Source organism: Shewanella inventionis (genome assembly GCF_014641855.1).
Lineage (GTDB): Bacteria > Pseudomonadota > Gammaproteobacteria > Enterobacterales > Shewanellaceae > Shewanella > Shewanella inventionis.
This window is the reverse complement of the sequence record NZ_BMII01000015.1, coordinates 93,944-111,535: the sequence shown is the minus strand read 5'-3', so window position 1 is coordinate 111,535 and position 17,592 is coordinate 93,944. Positions and strand designations below refer to the sequence as shown.

General features: G+C 41.7%; 13 protein-coding genes. 7 read left to right on the top strand and 6 right to left on the bottom strand.

The features are described from left to right. The first annotated feature begins 11 nt into the window (after positions 1–11). Complete coding sequence (locus IEW93_RS10405; RefSeq protein ID WP_188739264.1) at positions 12–263, top strand: DUF3624 domain-containing protein; 252 nt, start codon at positions 12–14, stop codon at positions 261–263. Here the strand turns inward: IEW93_RS10405 and IEW93_RS10400 are convergent. Beyond that, positions 258–1,052 (bottom strand): siderophore-interacting protein, encoded by a 795-nt coding sequence (locus tag IEW93_RS10400; protein ID WP_188739263.1) that lies wholly within the window; start codon positions 1,050–1,052, stop codon positions 258–260. The two genes, IEW93_RS10405 and IEW93_RS10400, sit on opposite strands and share 6 nt — an antisense overlap. Positions 1,053–1,188: 136 nt before the next feature. Here IEW93_RS10400 and IEW93_RS10395 point away from each other — a divergent pair, with 136 nt between their 5' ends. Further along, positions 1,189–1,623, top strand: a complete 435-nt coding sequence (locus IEW93_RS10395; RefSeq protein WP_188739262.1) for a MarR family winged helix-turn-helix transcriptional regulator — start codon at positions 1,189–1,191, stop codon at positions 1,621–1,623. A gap of 68 nt (positions 1,624–1,691) precedes the next feature. Here IEW93_RS10395 and IEW93_RS10390 read toward each other — a convergent pair whose 3' ends face one another. Next, on the bottom strand, positions 1,692–2,201 hold the full coding sequence (locus tag IEW93_RS10390) for a DUF2062 domain-containing protein (protein WP_188739261.1): 510 nt from the start codon (positions 2,199–2,201) through the stop codon (positions 1,692–1,694). Between the two features lie 31 nt (positions 2,202–2,232). Between IEW93_RS10390 and IEW93_RS10385 the strand changes: the two genes are divergently transcribed. From IEW93_RS10385 to IEW93_RS10370, 4 genes are read left to right on the top strand one after another with little or no spacing between them, the layout of a single operon-like run. Next, the gene (locus IEW93_RS10385; RefSeq protein WP_308419211.1) at positions 2,233–4,692 is read left to right on the top strand and encodes a DNA internalization-related competence protein ComEC/Rec2; all 2,460 of its coding nucleotides are present in this window, start codon (positions 2,233–2,235) and stop codon (positions 4,690–4,692) included. Between the two features lie 37 nt (positions 4,693–4,729). Further along, positions 4,730–6,541: a lipid A export permease/ATP-binding protein MsbA gene (gene msbA / locus IEW93_RS10380; RefSeq protein ID WP_188739259.1), complete on the top strand. Its 1,812-nt coding sequence runs from the start codon at positions 4,730–4,732 to the stop codon at positions 6,539–6,541. Between the two features lie 10 nt (positions 6,542–6,551). Further along, positions 6,552–7,559, top strand: coding sequence for a tetraacyldisaccharide 4'-kinase (gene lpxK, locus IEW93_RS10375; protein WP_188739258.1), 1,008 nt, complete (start codon positions 6,552–6,554; stop codon positions 7,557–7,559). Then, the gene (locus IEW93_RS10370) at positions 7,549–7,725 is read left to right on the top strand and encodes a Trm112 family protein (RefSeq protein ID WP_188739257.1); all 177 of its coding nucleotides are present in this window, start codon (positions 7,549–7,551) and stop codon (positions 7,723–7,725) included. The genes lpxK and IEW93_RS10370 overlap by 11 nt, the downstream gene beginning before the upstream one ends. Before the next feature lie 238 nt (positions 7,726–7,963). Here the strand turns inward: IEW93_RS10370 and IEW93_RS10365 are convergent, their stop codons facing one another. The 4 genes from IEW93_RS10365 to IEW93_RS10350 form a co-directional block, all read right to left on the bottom strand. After that, positions 7,964–8,836 (bottom strand): MBL fold metallo-hydrolase, encoded by an 873-nt coding sequence (locus IEW93_RS10365; protein WP_188739256.1) that lies wholly within the window; start codon positions 8,834–8,836, stop codon positions 7,964–7,966. Between the two features lie 109 nt (positions 8,837–8,945). Continuing rightward, positions 8,946–12,008, bottom strand: a complete 3,063-nt coding sequence (locus IEW93_RS10360; RefSeq protein WP_188739255.1) for an efflux RND transporter permease subunit — start codon at positions 12,006–12,008, stop codon at positions 8,946–8,948. Beyond that, a complete protein-coding gene (locus IEW93_RS10355) occupies positions 12,005–15,253 on the bottom strand; it encodes an efflux RND transporter permease subunit (RefSeq protein ID WP_188739254.1) in 3,249 nt (1,082 codons plus the stop codon). The genes IEW93_RS10360 and IEW93_RS10355 overlap by 4 nt, the downstream gene beginning before the upstream one ends. A 12-nt stretch (positions 15,254–15,265) precedes the next feature. Next, complete coding sequence (locus IEW93_RS10350) at positions 15,266–16,339, bottom strand: efflux RND transporter periplasmic adaptor subunit (RefSeq protein WP_188739253.1); 1,074 nt, start codon at positions 16,337–16,339, stop codon at positions 15,266–15,268. A gap of 309 nt (positions 16,340–16,648) precedes the next feature. Here IEW93_RS10350 and rhlP point away from each other — a divergent pair, with 309 nt between their 5' ends. Further along, positions 16,649–17,509, top strand: a complete 861-nt coding sequence (gene rhlP / locus IEW93_RS10345) for a rhombotarget lipoprotein (protein WP_188739252.1) — start codon at positions 16,649–16,651, stop codon at positions 17,507–17,509. The last annotated feature ends 83 nt before the right edge of the window (positions 17,510–17,592 follow it).

Here is a 17,592-nt window from a genome sequence, read left to right as displayed (position 1 = left end):
GCAAATAGGCTATGGCATGTGAGCAATGTAATGAGTCGGTTTTTAGGCAAAAAATTGGCCGTTGTAAACGCTGTATGGTGCAGTTAACTGTACTGAGTTTACTAACATGGCCAATTTGGTGGTTTGGGTTTGCCGACCAGCCTAAAACGGTTAATTCAATTGCACTGTTGTTTTTTGCAATCAGTTTTACACTCTTACTTGCTCTGCATTTATTCGTTTGGAGTTATCGAACGCTTTATCTGAACATCAGCCAACGATTATAACGGTTCAAGCTTTTTTTGCTGGCCAAAAGTGTCGGCGTCTGTTCCCCGTTTCCAATATCCTGTTGCACTGATTGCCCGTAGAGGCAATTGACGCTGGTCGAGAAAATGCTGTTTAATCAAGCGAACTTGTGAGGCTTCTAAGCCGATAAATACCTGCGTGTCTGAGGAAATATTGTCTAGTTGGCTAACCTTTTCTTGTAACCATTGATCTTGCTGTGTCTCAGTGATTGAAGGGGTTAATATTAGCCAATCAACGTTAAGGTGAGCAGGTATTGTGAGAAGGGCTTTTTCATGCTCACTGTGAATTATCATGATCACATTGCCACTTGCAGTTGCTGGTATGCGATCAATTACTGCATTAACAGCATTGATTGACGTTGAGTCACCAAGTAATACATAGTGGCTAGCATCAAACTGAGTCATTTTTAAAGGTCCTGGCCCGGCAATGGCAACCATGTCACCAATTTGTGCGCTGCTAACCCAATCAGTGGCAGGGCCGCGATGTTTGTTTATTACAAAATCAAGACTCAGTAGGCCTTGCTCTGCGTCAAAATCTCTAATGGTATATGAACGTTTAATCGCGGCATTAGGGCCACTTATTTGAGTATTAAGTTCAATGTCGCCAGCATTAGGGATTAACACTTTGACATAAGCACCTTGTTGATTGTCGGGGAAGTCAACCAATTGCTCACCACCTAATACAACACGACGTAAATATGGGCTGATATCAATAATATCACTAATGTGAGTCACTCTTACGGACGGTTTATTTGTTTTAAGGGAATGCATAAAGATTGCCTATATTGAAGTTGCATGAAGAAGTAATTTAGATGATAATATCTACTATATTTGAGTTTGTTGATTAAGTCAACTATATTGTGTGTTCAGCTGTTTTTGCTCGCTGAGATTGCACTAAGGAAGTTTTGTGTCAGAAAATATAAAAGAGCCGCTGTTTAATTTATTACACAGTATAAAGCGTTCATTACGCCAGGCCATTGACAGTAATGATTTGCAGCTAACGCCGTTGCATATGCGGGTTCTTAAAATGATTTCATTTAACAATAATCACGTTACCGCAAATGATATTGTGCAAAAAACCTTAATAGATAAGGCACAGTTAGCAAGATTGATTAAAGAACTCATTGGCCTTGGGTATGTAACTAAACTCGACAATCCAACAGATAAACGCAGTTATTACTTGGGTATTAGCTCAGAGGGGATTGATGTGGTTAAGCAATTAAGCGTTGCAGAGCAGCGCGTTAATGAAATCATGAAAAGCGGATTAACAGAGCAAGATATTGCAGACTTTACCCGGTTAGCAAAACATATGGCGCAAAATTTAAATCAACAAAATGACTAACGATGTACTGACAACAAAAAGGCCACAGAGAGTGGCCTTTTTGTTGCTTTTTCAACACGCTGCGAGAATTATTCGCCTTTACGTTTTTGCCATTTAAACAAAATCGAATAGCGCCACATACTTTTGATCACTAAATAGCCTATTAATGCCGACACGATGCTAAGCACTAAACTACCAACAAGAAATGGTGGGCCAATTGTTGACAGTGAGGCTTCAATCCATGCCCAAGTTGCTTCAAATTGAAATGCTTGTGGCTTTTGTCCAAGAATTTTTGCACCAATTAAATAGGCGCCGTAAAAGATAATGGGCATGGTAAACGGGTTTGTTATCCAAACCAGCGCAACTGCCACAGGAATATTAACATTAAATAAAATAGCAAACCCTGCTGCCACAACCATTTGAAATGGGATTGGGATAAATGCCACAAATAAGCCAACTGCGAATGCACCGGGAGCCGATTTTCGGTTAAGTGCCCATAAATTTGGTTTGTGTAATAAGGTACCAAATATCCGTAAGTATTTATGTTCACGGAGTATTTCTGGCTTGGGCATAAACTTTTTGATTATTTTTTTTGGCATATTTGTTAATTAATGTCTTAACTCATTCACTATGAATCAATTTATCTATGGCTTTTGTGCCTGCTCACTGTCAGCGATGTTATGGCCATCGCTTGTTCCTATTGGGTATCTGCCTATTTTATGTTTTTTGGCGTTGTTGTGTCTTAAAAAAGGCCCGTTTATAGCGGGTTGCCTGTTGGCTATTGTGTGGCTAAGTGCGTTTGTTCAATGTTTATTTTTGCACCAAAATGCTGAAAAGCCACAACAAATTCAATTCACGGCGCAGATAGTAGCACTTGTGAGCCAAAACAGCGACTGGATAAGTTTTGATGTGAGGGTTATACCACAAACACAAAATCGAACTTTTTTTGAAGCCGCTGCGTTAGCCAACGTGCAGCGATATTACCGATTAACTTGGCAAAAGCCAGCGAAAATTGAACCAGGGCAAATTTGGCAATTTACTGCACGGATGAAAGGCATTAGCAGCATTCAAAATCAAGGCGGATTTAATCAACAAAAGCACTATATTAGTCAGCATATTATTGCTAAAGGTCGAGTTAAACGGGCTGAAATACTGAATGAAGGGACTTCAATAAGACAAAAAATAATGGAGGTGACGTTACCGATTTTGCAACGCTTATCTCATGGTGACATTTTACAGGCGTTAATATTTGGCGATAAAAGCGCACTCGATGACGCGCGATGGCAGCAACTACGTCAAACAGGCTCAGGTCATCTTGTGGCGATTTCAGGTTTGCATTTGTCGGTGGTGTTTGGCCTTTTTTATGGTTTGTTAATGTTAGGCACCCGTGCGCTTGCACCAAAGCAACACCGGTTGAGAGTGCAGGTTATTATGCTCGTCGCTGCGCTTATCACTCTAGGTTATGGCTATTTGTCGGGTTTTGCCATTGCGACGCAACGGGCGTTGTTGATGATGTTATTGCTGGTTATTTTTAGCCTGGTTAAACAATTTAGTCATAGTTGGGATAGGTTACTCTATGCGTTATTTTTTGTGTTATTGATTGACCCTGTCGCCACGTTAGGTGCAGGTCTGTGGTTGTCTTTTCTTGCCTTGGCAATCATTCTCCTTGCTGTAACGCCGCAGCCAATATCGAATAAACCAGCAACTCCATTAGCTGCACATTCTACAAATGGTGTTTGGCAAAAATGTATGACAACAGGGCGTGCTATGCGTTTGGCTTTGTGGCAAGGCATTAAAATTTTGTGGTCAATTCAATGGCGTTTGGCGATTGGTTTAGGTGGCTTGCAAGCGGTGTTATTTGGCATGGTGACACCACACAGTATTTGGCTGAACTTATTGTTTGTGCCCTGGTTTAGCCTTGTCGCCATCCCTTTAACTATGCTGTGTTTTTGTTTGTGGCTGCTTTGTTTTACAGTGTTCGCTTTTTTAGGCACGGATCTGCATGTAGTTACATCGGTTGGCGCAACGCTATTTACCTTGGCTAATTTCAGCCTCATCCCTTTTGATAAGCTATTGCACTTAAGTGATCACCTGCCTTGGGCCTTGTTGCCTATATCTGAGCAGGCGTTGGCAGCACTGTTGTTTATGCTGATAGCCATATTAGCCATACATTTACGATTACACAGTGTTGTAGATAAACGGATTATTCGTTTTTGCTTAATGATTTTATGTTTACCTGTTGGTTTTCAAGCTATTGCAGCGTGGCAGCAACGTGGCTTGTTAAATCAAGAGTATGCAGGATTGTGGCAAATGCATGTGTTAGATGTTGCTCAAGGAACAGCAATTGTTATGCAGCAAGGACGGCATGGTTTTATTTATGACACGGGTGCTGCATATGGTGAATTTAGTTATGCTAAGAGGGCCATTGTGCCATTTTTAACAGCAAGAGGGATTTCTCAAATAGATTATATTGTGGTAAGTCATGATGATAACGACCATGTGGGTGGCTTATCTGTGCTATTACAGGCATTTAAATCTAGTCAGTTAATTGCTGATTTTAGTGATACACCCCATTCTCAAAATGCCATGTTGCAGCCCTGCAGTGGTAATATGCGCTGGTTAAATGTTGACATTCAATTGATGGCTAACCCTTTGATCAAGGCAAATGATAATAATAACTCATGTGTTATGAGCGTCACAGACGGACTCACTCGGGTGTTATTAACCGGCGATATTGAAGCGCCACGTGAGCTATCTCTACTGCAATCTGACAACAATATTACTGCGGATATATTGCTGGTGCCACACCATGGGAGTCGAACCTCTTCAACAGAGGCATTTATTGAGGCGGTTAACCCGAGTTTGGCCATTGTGAATGCAGGGTTTGCAAATCAATATGGTTTTCCTAAAGCGGATGTAATGGCCCGTTATCATCAGCGCAATGTACTAACGTTGCAAACGGGCTATGTAGGGCAAATAAGTCTTACATTTACAGAAAGAGGCTACAAAATAGCCACTTACAGACAAGATTTGGCGCCATTTTGGTACAATCAATTGTTTAAATTTGGTGAGACAACTAAAGCAGAGTAGAATACGGCTTATGTTTGCTAGTTAAGTATTGGATTCAATGTCAGCATCAACTTCGAATGAAAAAAATGAAATGTGGGTCGTTTTTAAACGTCTTATGACCTATGTTGCCCCGATGAAAACCATGTTTGTTATGGCTGTACTTGCGTTACTGACTTATGGTGCCGTAGATGCCGCGTTTATTGCGTTTATAAAACCGTTTATTGATGAAGGTTTTAGTCAGACGCCAGCGGTTGTATCTGGGGTAGATGTGCCCACTCATGGTGGATTTAATGCAGACAATGACATTATGTTCATGGCGCCGATAGTGGTTGTATTAATGTTTACCTTGCGTGGATTTGCTAACTTTGTGTCGACTTATTGTGTGTCTTATATTAGTGCGCAGCTGATTATGGTTATGCGCCAGCAAGTGTTTGAACATTATTTACGATTACCTGTGAGTTATATCGATAGAGAAAACAGCGGTAATTTGATTTCACGGGTAACGTTTGACACAGAACAAATTGCACGTGCGTCGGGCAGTGCGCTGATTTCAATCGTTCGCGATAGTATGACTGCGGTAGGCATGTTAGCCATTATGTTTTATTACTCATGGAAACTGTCGCTGTGCATTTTAGTGATTGGGCCAATTATTGGTGTCGTGATCAGTGTGGTTTCCCGCCGTTTTCGTAAGGTGTCTAAGCAGATCCAGGCTGCAATGGGCGGCGTGACAGCAACCACTGAGCAAATGATTAAAGGCCATAAAAATGTGTTGGTATTTGGAGGCCAAAAAACCGAAGTTGATCGCTTTTTTAAAGTCAATGATCGTAACCGATATCAAAACATGAAATTAGCTGTCGCTCAGTCGGTTAGCCAACCATTAATCATGGTGATTGGTTCGTTTGCGTTGGCATTTGTATTGTATGCTGCCACCTGGGACAGCATGAAAACTGATTTAACAGCAGGGACTTTTGCCGCCATTTTGGGGGCGATGCTTGCCACCTTGCAACCGATTAAAAACTTAACTCGAGTAAACGCTGAGTTTCAGCGTGGTATTGCAGCCTGTACTACTGTTTTTGAATTGTTAGATACCGCGCCAGAACCGGATAATGGTGCTTTTTCAGTTGATCGTGTTCAAGGGAAATTACGTTTTGATAACGTGACGTTTGCCTACCCAGAACAAGATAAACTTGCATTAAATGGGATTAACTTTGAAGTTCAGCCTGGTAAAACGGTTGCGTTAGTTGGCCGTTCTGGTTCGGGTAAGTCAACAATTGCGAGCCTTATTACTCGCTTTTATGGTGGCTTAAGTCACGGTGATATCACCCTCGATGACACCAGTATTTACGACTACCAGTTAAAATCATTACGTAATCAAGTTGCGCTCGTATCGCAACAAGTGACCTTATTTAATGACACCATCGCTAACAACATTGCTTATGCTTATCCTGGTGAAGTCACTCGCGAGCAAATTGTGAAAGCCGCCGAACTTGCCTATGCCATGGAGTTTATTAACACTTTGCCCGAAGGATTAGAAACACAAGTCGGTGAAAACGGAGTGTTATTGTCTGGTGGTCAGCGTCAGCGGATTGCCATTGCCAGAGCCATGCTGCGAGATGCGCCAGTACTTATTTTAGATGAGGCAACCTCAGCATTAGATACTGAGTCTGAAAAAGCCATTCAAAAAGGCTTAGATAATTTACGTCACAACCGTACCTCGATTGTTATTGCTCACCGTTTATCAACCATTGAAAGCGCTGATGAAATTTTGGTTATTGACCAAGGTCAAATTGTTGAGCGCGGTAATCACAGTGACTTGATTGAGCAAAAAGGCATTTACGCCAATTTGTATAAGATGCAGTTTAGCCAGTAAGGTCAGGGTGATGCAGCAACTTATCCATCGAATTTGGTATAAAAACCATTGGGCTAAATGGCTTTTATTGCCTTTTTCTTGGTTATTTAGTGGGATTTCTATGTTTAGGCGGACCTTGTTTCGTCTTGGTATTCAATCTGCTGAAGTATTACCCGTACCCGTGATTGTTGTAGGTAATATAACCGCTGGTGGCAGTGGTAAAACGCCTACAGTGATTTATTTAATTGAGCTTTTACGCCGTCAAGGCTATAACCCTGGCGTGATCAGCCGAGGCTATGGTGTTGATATCAAGGGCTGTGTTTTGGTTAGCTCTGGGGCTAAAGCCTGTGATGTAGGTGATGAACCGGCAATGATTATGGCGAGAACGCAGGTCCCTATGGTTGTTGGACCAAGGCGAGTCGACGCTGCAAACATGTTATTGGCGCAATCTAATGTTGATGTGATTATTAGTGATGATGGCCTACAGCATTATGCATTAGCACGAGATATTGAAATCGCATTGCTCGATGGGCAGCGCCGATACGGTAATCAGTGCTTGCTTCCAGCAGGGCCATTACGTGAAGGGCTTTGGCGTTTAGACAGTGTCGATTTTGTGATAAATAATGGCGGCCCAGCCTACCCAAATGAAATTTTAATGAGCTTAATACCTGCTCTTTTAGTGAATCTAAATAATCCATTAAGCGAGATGTTTAACATAGATAATCCCATAGTTGCGATGGCGGCTATCGGTAATCCACAACGTTTTTTTAATACTCTTTCTCAATTAGGCTATCAATTAGCTAATACTGTTGAATTTACAGACCACCAAGCTTTTTCAGCGTCAGAACTCAATAGTTTGTCTAAGGTACACCCATTAGTGATGACAGAAAAAGATGCGGTTAAATGTCGCGATTTCGCTCAAAGTCACTGGTGGTATTTACCGGTTAATGCGAAGCTTACCCCAGAATTTGATCAAGCATTGTTGAGCCGATTACAACAAGTGGCTCAAACTAAAAAAGGACTGTCTTATGGCATTTGATAAAAAATTACTCGAAATTGTAGCTTGCCCTGTGTGTAAAGGTAAGCTGGAATATGACAAAGCGCAACAACAACTAATTTGTAAATTTGATAAATTAGCCTACCCAATTACAGAAGGTATTCCGGTATTGCTAGAAAATCGTGCAACACCTTGGGTTGCTGAATAATACTGAGAATTGCTTTATTTAAAAACGTCCTTTGAGGCGTTTTTTTATGTCTGCGATATAGAGTCAGTAGGGCGATTGCCGCGTTTTGTATGCTAGCTGTTTTCACATAGCAGGTGGCGTCGCTATGGCCTATAACGATATCGCTAAGAGTTAAGGTACTTAATTGGTTTTTAATGCGCTTTTGTGTAATGCCTAGCTTAAATAAAAAAGCTTGCTGATGAGCAAGCTATTTTTTGTTTTACGTTTTTGTGCTTAAGTCTTGATAAAGCGTTTCTATCCATTTATCAGCAGAGATAAAGTTCCATTCCCAGTCTTTATATTCTTTGGGCACGCCCATTTGCTTGATTGCTGCAAGGTCATTCCCTTTTTCGATTTCGCCTCGCATCCAATTAATGCTGTCATCGAGCATATGTTTAAATTTTAATAACTCGTTACGAGTGGCAAGCTCGCCATGGCCAGGAATAACTTTGGTCTTGTTGTCTAGTTTATCTAAAATCGCACTGACATTATCGCGATACCCCATTACTGAACCACCGCCATTGAGATCTATGTATGGAAATCGGTCTTTAAAATACAAATCTCCCATATGAACAATATTGGCTTTTTTCCATATTACCACACTGTCGCCATCGGTATGCCCAGGGCCAAGGTGTACAACTTCAAGTGTGTCGTGATTAAAATGAATAGAGATGTGTTCTGCATAGGTGATAACCGGTAAGGCAGATTTTGGGGTTTTGGTGTCTTCTTTTAAGCGTTTTAATACATTGTGATGAGCTAAAATGGTGCCAGTGGCGCCAAAATGCGCATTACCGCCAGTGTGATCACCATGATAATGGGTATTAACGATGTATTTCGGGGTGCCAGCTTGTATATCGTTTAACGCAGCTAAAATTTTATCAGCCAGTGGCGCAAATTGGTCATCAATAATTAATATGCCATCACTGCCTGCCGATACACCAATATTGCCGCCTGCGCCCATAAACATGTAAGTATTGTCAGCAAGCTTTTTTGAGGTGATGTTAACATCGCTCATGCTGTTATCTGCCATAAGATTGCTACTCAGAGCCAATATGCTTAACCCAATCAATGGAGTGTAAAATCTCTGTTTCATGTGTGTCCCTTTATTTGCGCAGTAATATCTGCGATACACTACCTGTTAATACTGATATTTAGGTTTGTATGATCACTTTTAGGTTGCAAACTTGTTGTTATTTTCATTGTTAGGTCCAAGGTAACAGTTTTTGGGCAAAATTGTTGGCTAATCCTAATCGAATAGCCGCACGATGACGGATTAAATATAATGCTTGGTAACATAAAGGCACTAAATACAAGCTGGTTACCGTTGAAAAGGTCAACCCGCCAATAATAGCGATTGCCATTGGGGAGTATGGTGGACCACCTCCACCAATTTGAGTGTCTCCCATCGCCAATGGCACTAAGCCCAACACCGTGGTTGCAACCGTCATCAATACGGGGCGCAAGCGAGTGATACACACACTAATAATCGTGTCGCTTAGTTTGTCTAATTCCGGTGTCATTTGGTTTATTTGATCAACCAAAACAATGCCGTTATTCACCACTATGCCCATTAAAATCAAGATGCCAATCATCGCCATCACCGACATTGGGGTGCCAGTCAGCCACAACGCCCAAAATACTCCAGTGATTGAAAACATTATTGATGTAATGATTGCTGTGGGCAGAAGTAGTGATTCAAATAACGCAGCCATGACGATGTAAATCATTGCGATGGCTAAAATCATATTCACTGCCATTATTGATTGGTCTTCATCTTGACGTTCAAAACCGCCACGAAGCGAATAGCCGTAACCGTAAGGGAAATTCACAGAGTCCATTACCTGGGTAATTTTTTCTTGTGCTTCTTCGGTGGTAAAGTCGTCTAAATTAGCGCCAATCGATAGCGCTGTCTGGCGATTAAAATGTCTTATTGTGTCAAAACGAGGCACCACAGAGACCTGGGCTAAACTGTCGAGAGTAAACACTCTGTCACCTTGACGAATAATCGGCAGCTGTTTGAGTTTTTCCAGTGACTGTTGCCAGTGCTTGTCATAGGCTAATTCAATGCGCAGTTCACCGCTGGGATCATGTCTAAATGAGCGCAATGGTGACCCGCGAAGTGCGATGGCAATGTTGGTGGCAATATCATTTAGGGTAAGATCTAAACGTGCAGCTATTTCTCGGTCTATCACTATGATGACTTCTTGCTGTGCGCCGTTAACCTCAGAGCGTACATCAACTAGGCCTTTAATGTTGTTCAGTAGTGGAACCACTTGCTCACTGATCCGAATAAGCTCAGTGGTTGAGCGCCCAGTGAGTGTGACTCGTATTCCACTGCTTTCATTACCCCAGCCAAATTGTGGTGTGGCAATTGAAAACTTAGGAAATCCTTCACGGATCATTTTTTTCAACTCACTCATTTCGATAGGAATATCTTTTTTTAATAGAATGGTTGATTGTGCATCGTGTGGCGCGTAATAACTGTAAACAGCATCAATGTAAAACGTGTCTTTATTAGCGTATAAATAGTCTTCCATGCTGTTAATCATGGCTTCAGTTACGGCTAAATTATGGCGGCCTTCAAGTTGATAATTAATGTAGAGCCTATCGTTACCTTCGCCGTCACCTTGATCTTGTTTAACTAAACTCAATGGTAACGCTGTAGACACTAATAAGGCGATCGCGATTACACCCGAACGTTTAGGACGGGTTAATACCCAGGTTAAGCTACGTTGATAAAATAGCCCAAGACGGGTGTTGTGATTGGCTGGTTCAACCTCAAAATGAAAATGATTAAGCATGAGTGGAATAAGTGTTTTGGCAACTAATAAAGAGGCCGCTAACGAAATACAAATAGCCACAGCAACATGCTCTAAAAAGATAGTGAGCTGCACTTTTACCCCAAATATATTAGGTAAAAACACAATGGCCGTTGTTAGTGTTCCAGCCAATACCGCTAAAGACACTTTTTCAACACCGCTTAACACGGCTTGTTGATTTGCCTTTATTTGGCAGGTGTCGTCAATATTGGCCGCTTGTTTTTCTTGCAATACGCTTTCAGTGACTACTACGGCATTATCAATTAGCATTCCAACAGCCAGTAGTAGCCCCATCATAGATAAAATATTGAGGCTATAGCCTAATATGTACATGCCTGCAAAGGTCATACACAGCGAAATGGGCACAGACGACACCACGACTAAAGTCATTTTTAGGTTTCGTAAAAACAGAAACAAAACCCCAAACGATAACAATGCGCCGATTAACCCAGACAATAAGAGATCTTTTAGTGAGGATTTAACGCCAAAGGCTTGGTCCTCCATAATAAATAACTTTATCCCTTGAAATTGCTGATCTTGTTTAACGAGCTCGATAACGTTAAGCACTCGGTCTGAGACTTCAACTAGGTTGGCGCCAGACTCTTTAAACACATCAATACCGACTGCGTATTTTTGATCTAAATGTCTGCCTTCTATTTTTTCAGGTAACGCATAACTGACCGTTGCGATGTCTTGCAAATGAATACCAGGAACTATCACTAAGGTGTTTATGTCGTCGAGACTGGTAAATTCTCCTTTTGGGGTTACTTGGTAAACTTGGGCATTTGTGCGAATGGTGCCCGCACTGATGACAAAATTTTCAGCTAACAACCGACTACGAAGTGCCTGGCTGTTTATACCTGACGCGGCTAATTTATCGGCATTTAGCCGTATTTCAATTTGTTTTTGTTCAACGCCATAGAGGGTAACTTTAGATACACCATCGACCCGTTCAAGCGGTTTACGTAGCTGTTTATCAAGTAAATCAAATGCGTTAGACAGCTCTCTCTCGCTCGATATACGAATGGTTAGCACCGGCATATCAGCAGTAGAAAACTGTTGAATAAACACTCGCTCAACATCTTTAGGCAGCATATGCCTTACAGAATCTATTTTTTCACGGGCTTCTAGGCTTTTGGTTGCGACATCTTCACCCCATTTCATATTCAGTTGTATAAAGGCGCCGTCTTGGGTTGAGTCTGAGCGTACTTCTTCTATGCCGCTCATTGTGGCCAATGACTCCTCAAGAACTTTGGTAATATCGCGTTCGACCTCTGCAGGGCTTGAGCCTTTATAAGGCACATTGACAACGATTTGTGGAATATCAATGCCCGGAAACATCTCTAGTGGCAACATTCGGCTTGCCGCCATACCAAATAACAAAATGGCGATAAAAAACATGCTCGTGGTGACTGGGCGTTTTATTGCCAGTTGGGTGATATTCATATTGTTGACTCCATATTGTCGAACTCAACTGGCGCATTGTATTGTTTACGGTCAAATAATGCGTAAAGCGCAGGGATCACAACAAGAGTTAACATGGTTGAAATACTTAAGCCGAAAATAACGGTGATAGCCATCGGCGCGCGCACTTCACTGCCATCACCCATGCCAATCGCCATGGGTAATAACCCCAATGTTGTTGTTAAGGTTGTCATCAAAATGGGGCGTAAGCGAGATTGGGCTGCATCATTAATGGCTGTCAATTTATCTACGCCTTCACGGCGAAGTTGATTGATGCGATCAACTAATACAATGGCATTGTTGACAACAATACCGGCGAGCATGATAAGTCCAATAAACACCACCACACTTAAGTGAGTGCCAGTGATAAATAAACCAACAATACTACCTGCAACCGCCATGGGTACTGCTATGAGTATTAACAGCGGATGTAATAAGGATTCAAACTGACTGGCCATCACCAAGTAAACTAAAAAGATAGCCAGCACTAAAGCGATTTTTAATGAATCAAAAGAGTGTTCCATTTCTTCATTTTGACCGCCAAAACGAGCTTGAATTGAGCCAGGTAGTTGCTGTTTAGCGAGGATGTTATTGGCCTCAAGTACTGCCTCAGCAATATCGCCATAAGCTAAATTAGATGACACAATCGCCACGCGTTGTTGGCTAATTCGGTTAATGGCTGAAGGCCCGATTTGTAAATTTACTTTTGCAATGGCATTAAGGGGGATAGGTTGGCTGCTGTCAGGATTAATAATCAAGGACTCTATGTCACTAATTTGATCCCGCTCAGCGAGTTCACTTCGTACTAAAATATCGACTTTACGGTCTCGCACCGTGAACTGACTTGCAACGGTACCGCCAACACGTTGAGCGATACGATTTGCAACCGTTGGTGCATCCATGCCAAGAGCGGCTAAACGCTCATGATCAAAATGAATACTGATTTCGGGTTGACCATCGCGCAGTGAAGTATTGATATCGCTAAAGCGGTCATTTGCTGCCAATGCTTTAACCAGTTGATCAGCACTTAGTTTAAGTAACGTTAAGTCATAACCTGAGAGCTCAATTTCTATCGGCGTTTTAAAACTAAATAATTCAGGATGCTCTATTTGTGCTTCAAGCGCTGGAATGCTACGGGCTGTTTTACGAAGCACCTGGCTAACGGCATCAAAGGCTAAGTGATCAGCCAATACCACTTGTAATCGCCCCCAGTTTTCGCCACCTCTTGCTGTGTCTGATGTCATTAAGCCGCCGCTACCAGCCTGGCTGTATGCGTGTTTTACATCGTCGCGATCGTTAATTGATAATGCGAGCTGTTGAAGAACAGCGTCTGTCTCGCTAACTTCGGTACCTGGTGGTAATAGTATTTCTACATAAAACTCACCCTGATTCATGGGGGGAATGAGCTCCATACCAAGCCTAGGCAATAAACTGCTAGCAGCCAATGTCATTATCAACGCGACAACCACAGTGAACACTTGATGGCGCAGCGCATGACGTAAAATGCGGTAATAAAATGACTCAACTATGCGATAAACTGCATTAAAACCTGCACAAATTGGCCTTAATATTAATCCCATTACGCTACTGACACATCTGCTGATAACGATAACTGCGGTGAGTAGGCCTGCTGGGATATAGCTAAACAGTAACTTAAATGGAAATTGTACTATCGCCAGGGCGTAGTAACCTGTTTTGCCTTTTAGGCTGGTTGGTTTTGTTACAACATTAGCTGTAAGTGGCTGAGGCAAGCTAGTAAACCCATTGCGTGATGCCAACATGGGGATGGCGGTTAAAGCAACAAACAGTGAGGCAAGTAGAGCAAAGGTGACGGTTAACGCTTGGTCGGCAAACAGTGCACCAGCTATTCCATCAACAAACACTAACGGTAAAAACACGGCTAATGTGGTTAACGTTGAGGCAAAAATGGCGCCTGATACCTCTTTACAGCCTGTAACTGCGGCCTCAATTTTGCTCATTCCTTGTGCTTTGTAACGGTCTATGTTCTCTAAAACCACAATGGCATTATCAACTAACAAGCCGATGGCCAGTGCAATGCCGCCCAGTGACATGATGTTTAAACTAATATCAGCAAAATACATCATATTAAAGGTTGCAATAACTGAGAATGGAATGGAGATTGAAATAATGAGGGTGGCGATAATGTCGCGTAAAAAGAGGTAAATCACCATCATTGCCAATAAGCTACCAAACAAGGCGGCAGAGGTGACTTCATTAACGGCACTCTCAATAAATTCAGATTGATCGTAAATTACTTTTAATTGATGTTCATTGCCGGCCTGATTAATGTTAGCCAGTTCTGCGAGTAACTTTTTAGCCACGGCAACGGTATTGGCATCACCTTCTTTATAAATGGCAAGTTCAATCGACTCCATTTCACCGATACGCGTAATGTCACTGCGCTCTTTGTAAGCATCTGATATGGTTGCAATGTCAGCTAGCCTTACGAGAGTTTGTCCGTGACGATAAACGATGACTTGGCCAAGCTCGTCCAGTGAGTTGAATTGATTTAAGGTTCTAACTAAATATTCTTTGTCGCCTTGAATCACTTTACCCGCAGATAAATTGATATTTTCTTCATTTATGCGACGTTTTATTTGGTCGGCATTAAGATTTAATTGACTGAGTTTTTGCTGATTGAGCTCAATGTGGACTTCTTGTTCTAGCCCTCCTGATAATCGCACTGCCGCAACACCAGATAATGCTTCAAGACGACGTTTAAGTTCTTCATCAGCAAAGGTACGCATTTGTTTTAATTGTTCTGCGTCGGCATTAGGGACAGAAAACGCTAAGCGCATAATAGGATCTAAATTAGGGTTAAAGCGCAATAACAGGGGTTTATTAATGTCTAAGGGCAGCTCAATGGTGTCGATTTTTTCGCGCACTTCTAGGCTTGCCATGTCCATGTTTGTGCCCCATTCAAACTCAAGCACTACATCAGACATACCTGATCGTGAAATCGAGCTGATTTTACGTAAGCCTTTGACGACGCCAACGGCTTCTTCTATGGGTTTAGACACAAGCTGTTCAATTTCAACCGGTGCTGCGCCATCGTATGCGGTACGAATGGTCACGCTAGGGTAGCTTAAGTCGGGTAATAATTTTACAGCTAGGCGTGAAAAGCCCACCATTCCAAAAAGCATTACTGCAAGCATGAACATCCACACAGTGACCGGACGGTTCACTGAAGTATTTATCATCGACATGTTCTTGCTCCGTTATCTAATTGCAGCAAAGTTAAGTGGTGTAATTATCTCAACCAAAGACTGATCTTTAAGGTTTTGTTGGCCACGAATAACAATTTGCTCGCCAGCACTAACGCCAGACAAAATTTCAACGGTATTGTTTTCACGGTAGCCTAAGCTAACTTCACGTCGCTCGGCTGTTGTGTCTTTGATAACATATAATGCTTGAGTATTATCTTGGTTTATCAGTGCATTATAGGGCACGGTTAACACATTTTGATGGGTGTCATATTTCAATTCTACGCGGGTAAACATACCCGCTTTTAAGGCTGCATTTTGATTGGGTACCGCTAAGGTTACTTTAAATGTGCCACTTTGCGGATCGACAATCGGGCTAATCCGCAAAACCGTGGCATCGATTATCGTGTTGTTTGCTGTTGGATGTTGTTGAGAAATACTGGCATGTTGACCAATGCGTAAGCTGGTCAGTTCTTGTTCTGGCAAATGTAAAATACCGTGGAGCTGATCTTGATTAACCACATAAAAGAGTTCTTGAAATTCTTTAGCCATATTACCCACTTTGATATGGCGCGCTGCGATTACACCGTCAATAGGTGAGGTGATCTGACTTTCTTTGACTTGTAATTGCGCTAAGTCGCGTTGCGCTTTAGCGGCTTGAAGGTTGAATTCAAGTTTTGCTAATGCATCTTGGCTAATAAACTCTTTATTACTCATTTTATTTAAACGATTGAGTTCTTGCTCAATGATTTGTACTTCAGCTTCTGAGCGATTAAAGTCATATCGTTGGCGCTTAGCATCAATTACCGCCAGTACTTGTCCTTTAGTCACTCTGTCGCCTTCTTCTACATTAATGACTTCTACAATGCCTGAGATACGGCTCATCACGTGTGATTCTTCGGGGGCTTCAAGTGTTGCAGTGGTACTGTAAAATGAGGATACATTGCCGGTTTGAACGACTGTTGTTTCAACGGGTATAGCAAACTTTTCTTCCTGTTTACTCTTTTCTTCTTCGCCGCCACATGCGCTGAGTGCCGTGATACAAACGAAGGGGATGATGAGTTTTTTCATGCTGTTAAACCTATCCATTGGATACCTGCCAGTGTTATATTTTTTAGTTAATGACGGTTTAAAAATATGTTATGCCTTTATTGGTAAACGTCACGTTATCATTTGTAACTAATGTTAATTAACTGGGTGTAGCACTAAGTGTGCCAAAATTTATAAGTATTAAATTACAAAGAGTTATGTGGTATGACTTACTGTGTTGGCGAAATTGACAATGTTAAATTAGTGAGAATAATTACAATTTGGTGTGATTCGTGATCATTTAATCGTTGAATTGGTAGACGGGTGTTTGATGTGGATAACAATTGATCTTAATAAAAGGGAATATTAATGAGAGCAGCAATATGGTTGTGCACAGTAACAGCGGCATTGTTATTGTCTTCTTGCAGTATGTTAGTGAGTCAGCAAACAGGTAAGCAGTCAGTATCAAGTAGTTTGACAGACTTTTTGTATCCTAAAAAAGAGCAGCGAGCAATACACAGTGAAGAAATCCCTGTGCTGACTTTGCCTGTTAAAGTGGGTATTGCATTTGTGCCTTCGTCTGGATGGCAACATGATGGTATCCATAATAAAGATCAATATGAGTTACTTGATAAGGTTAAAAGCGCATTTGTTAAATATGACTATATTGATCATATTGAGGTTATTCCTAGCTCATATTTAGCGGGTGGCGAGGGGTTCACAACACTTGAACAAGTAGGGCGTTTATATGATATCGATATTATCGCGTTAGTGTCGTACGATCAGGTTACACAATCGGTTGAAAATAACGCGGCACTCTTGTATTGGACCATTGTGGGTATGTATGTGATACCGGGTAACGAAAATACCATTCAAACGTTTGTTGATACCGCAGTATTTGATATTAAAAGTCGTAAAATGCTATTTAGGGCACCAGGGATCAGCAAACTCGAAAAACGCACCACAGCTATTGGTATTGATGAAACCATGACTGAAAAATCGATGGAGGGGTTCAATATTGCTGTCAGTGATATGAGCAAAAATCTCGATGATGAACTTGCTCGATTTAAAGTGAGGGTGAAAGAAGAGAAGATTGCGAAGGTTGAGCACAGCAGCAATTACAGTGGTGGTTCTGTTGATCTGTACTTTAGCTTGCTGCTATTAGCCATGTTATGCATTCGATTTAGCGGTCATTACGTTAAGCGCTTGGTGTTGAGTGCTAAGTGCTAGCAAGCATTTTTCCTCTGCTGCATTGTAAACACCAGTTAATTTTACACAACAAAAAAGCGCCTTTCGGCGCTTTTTTAGTTTGG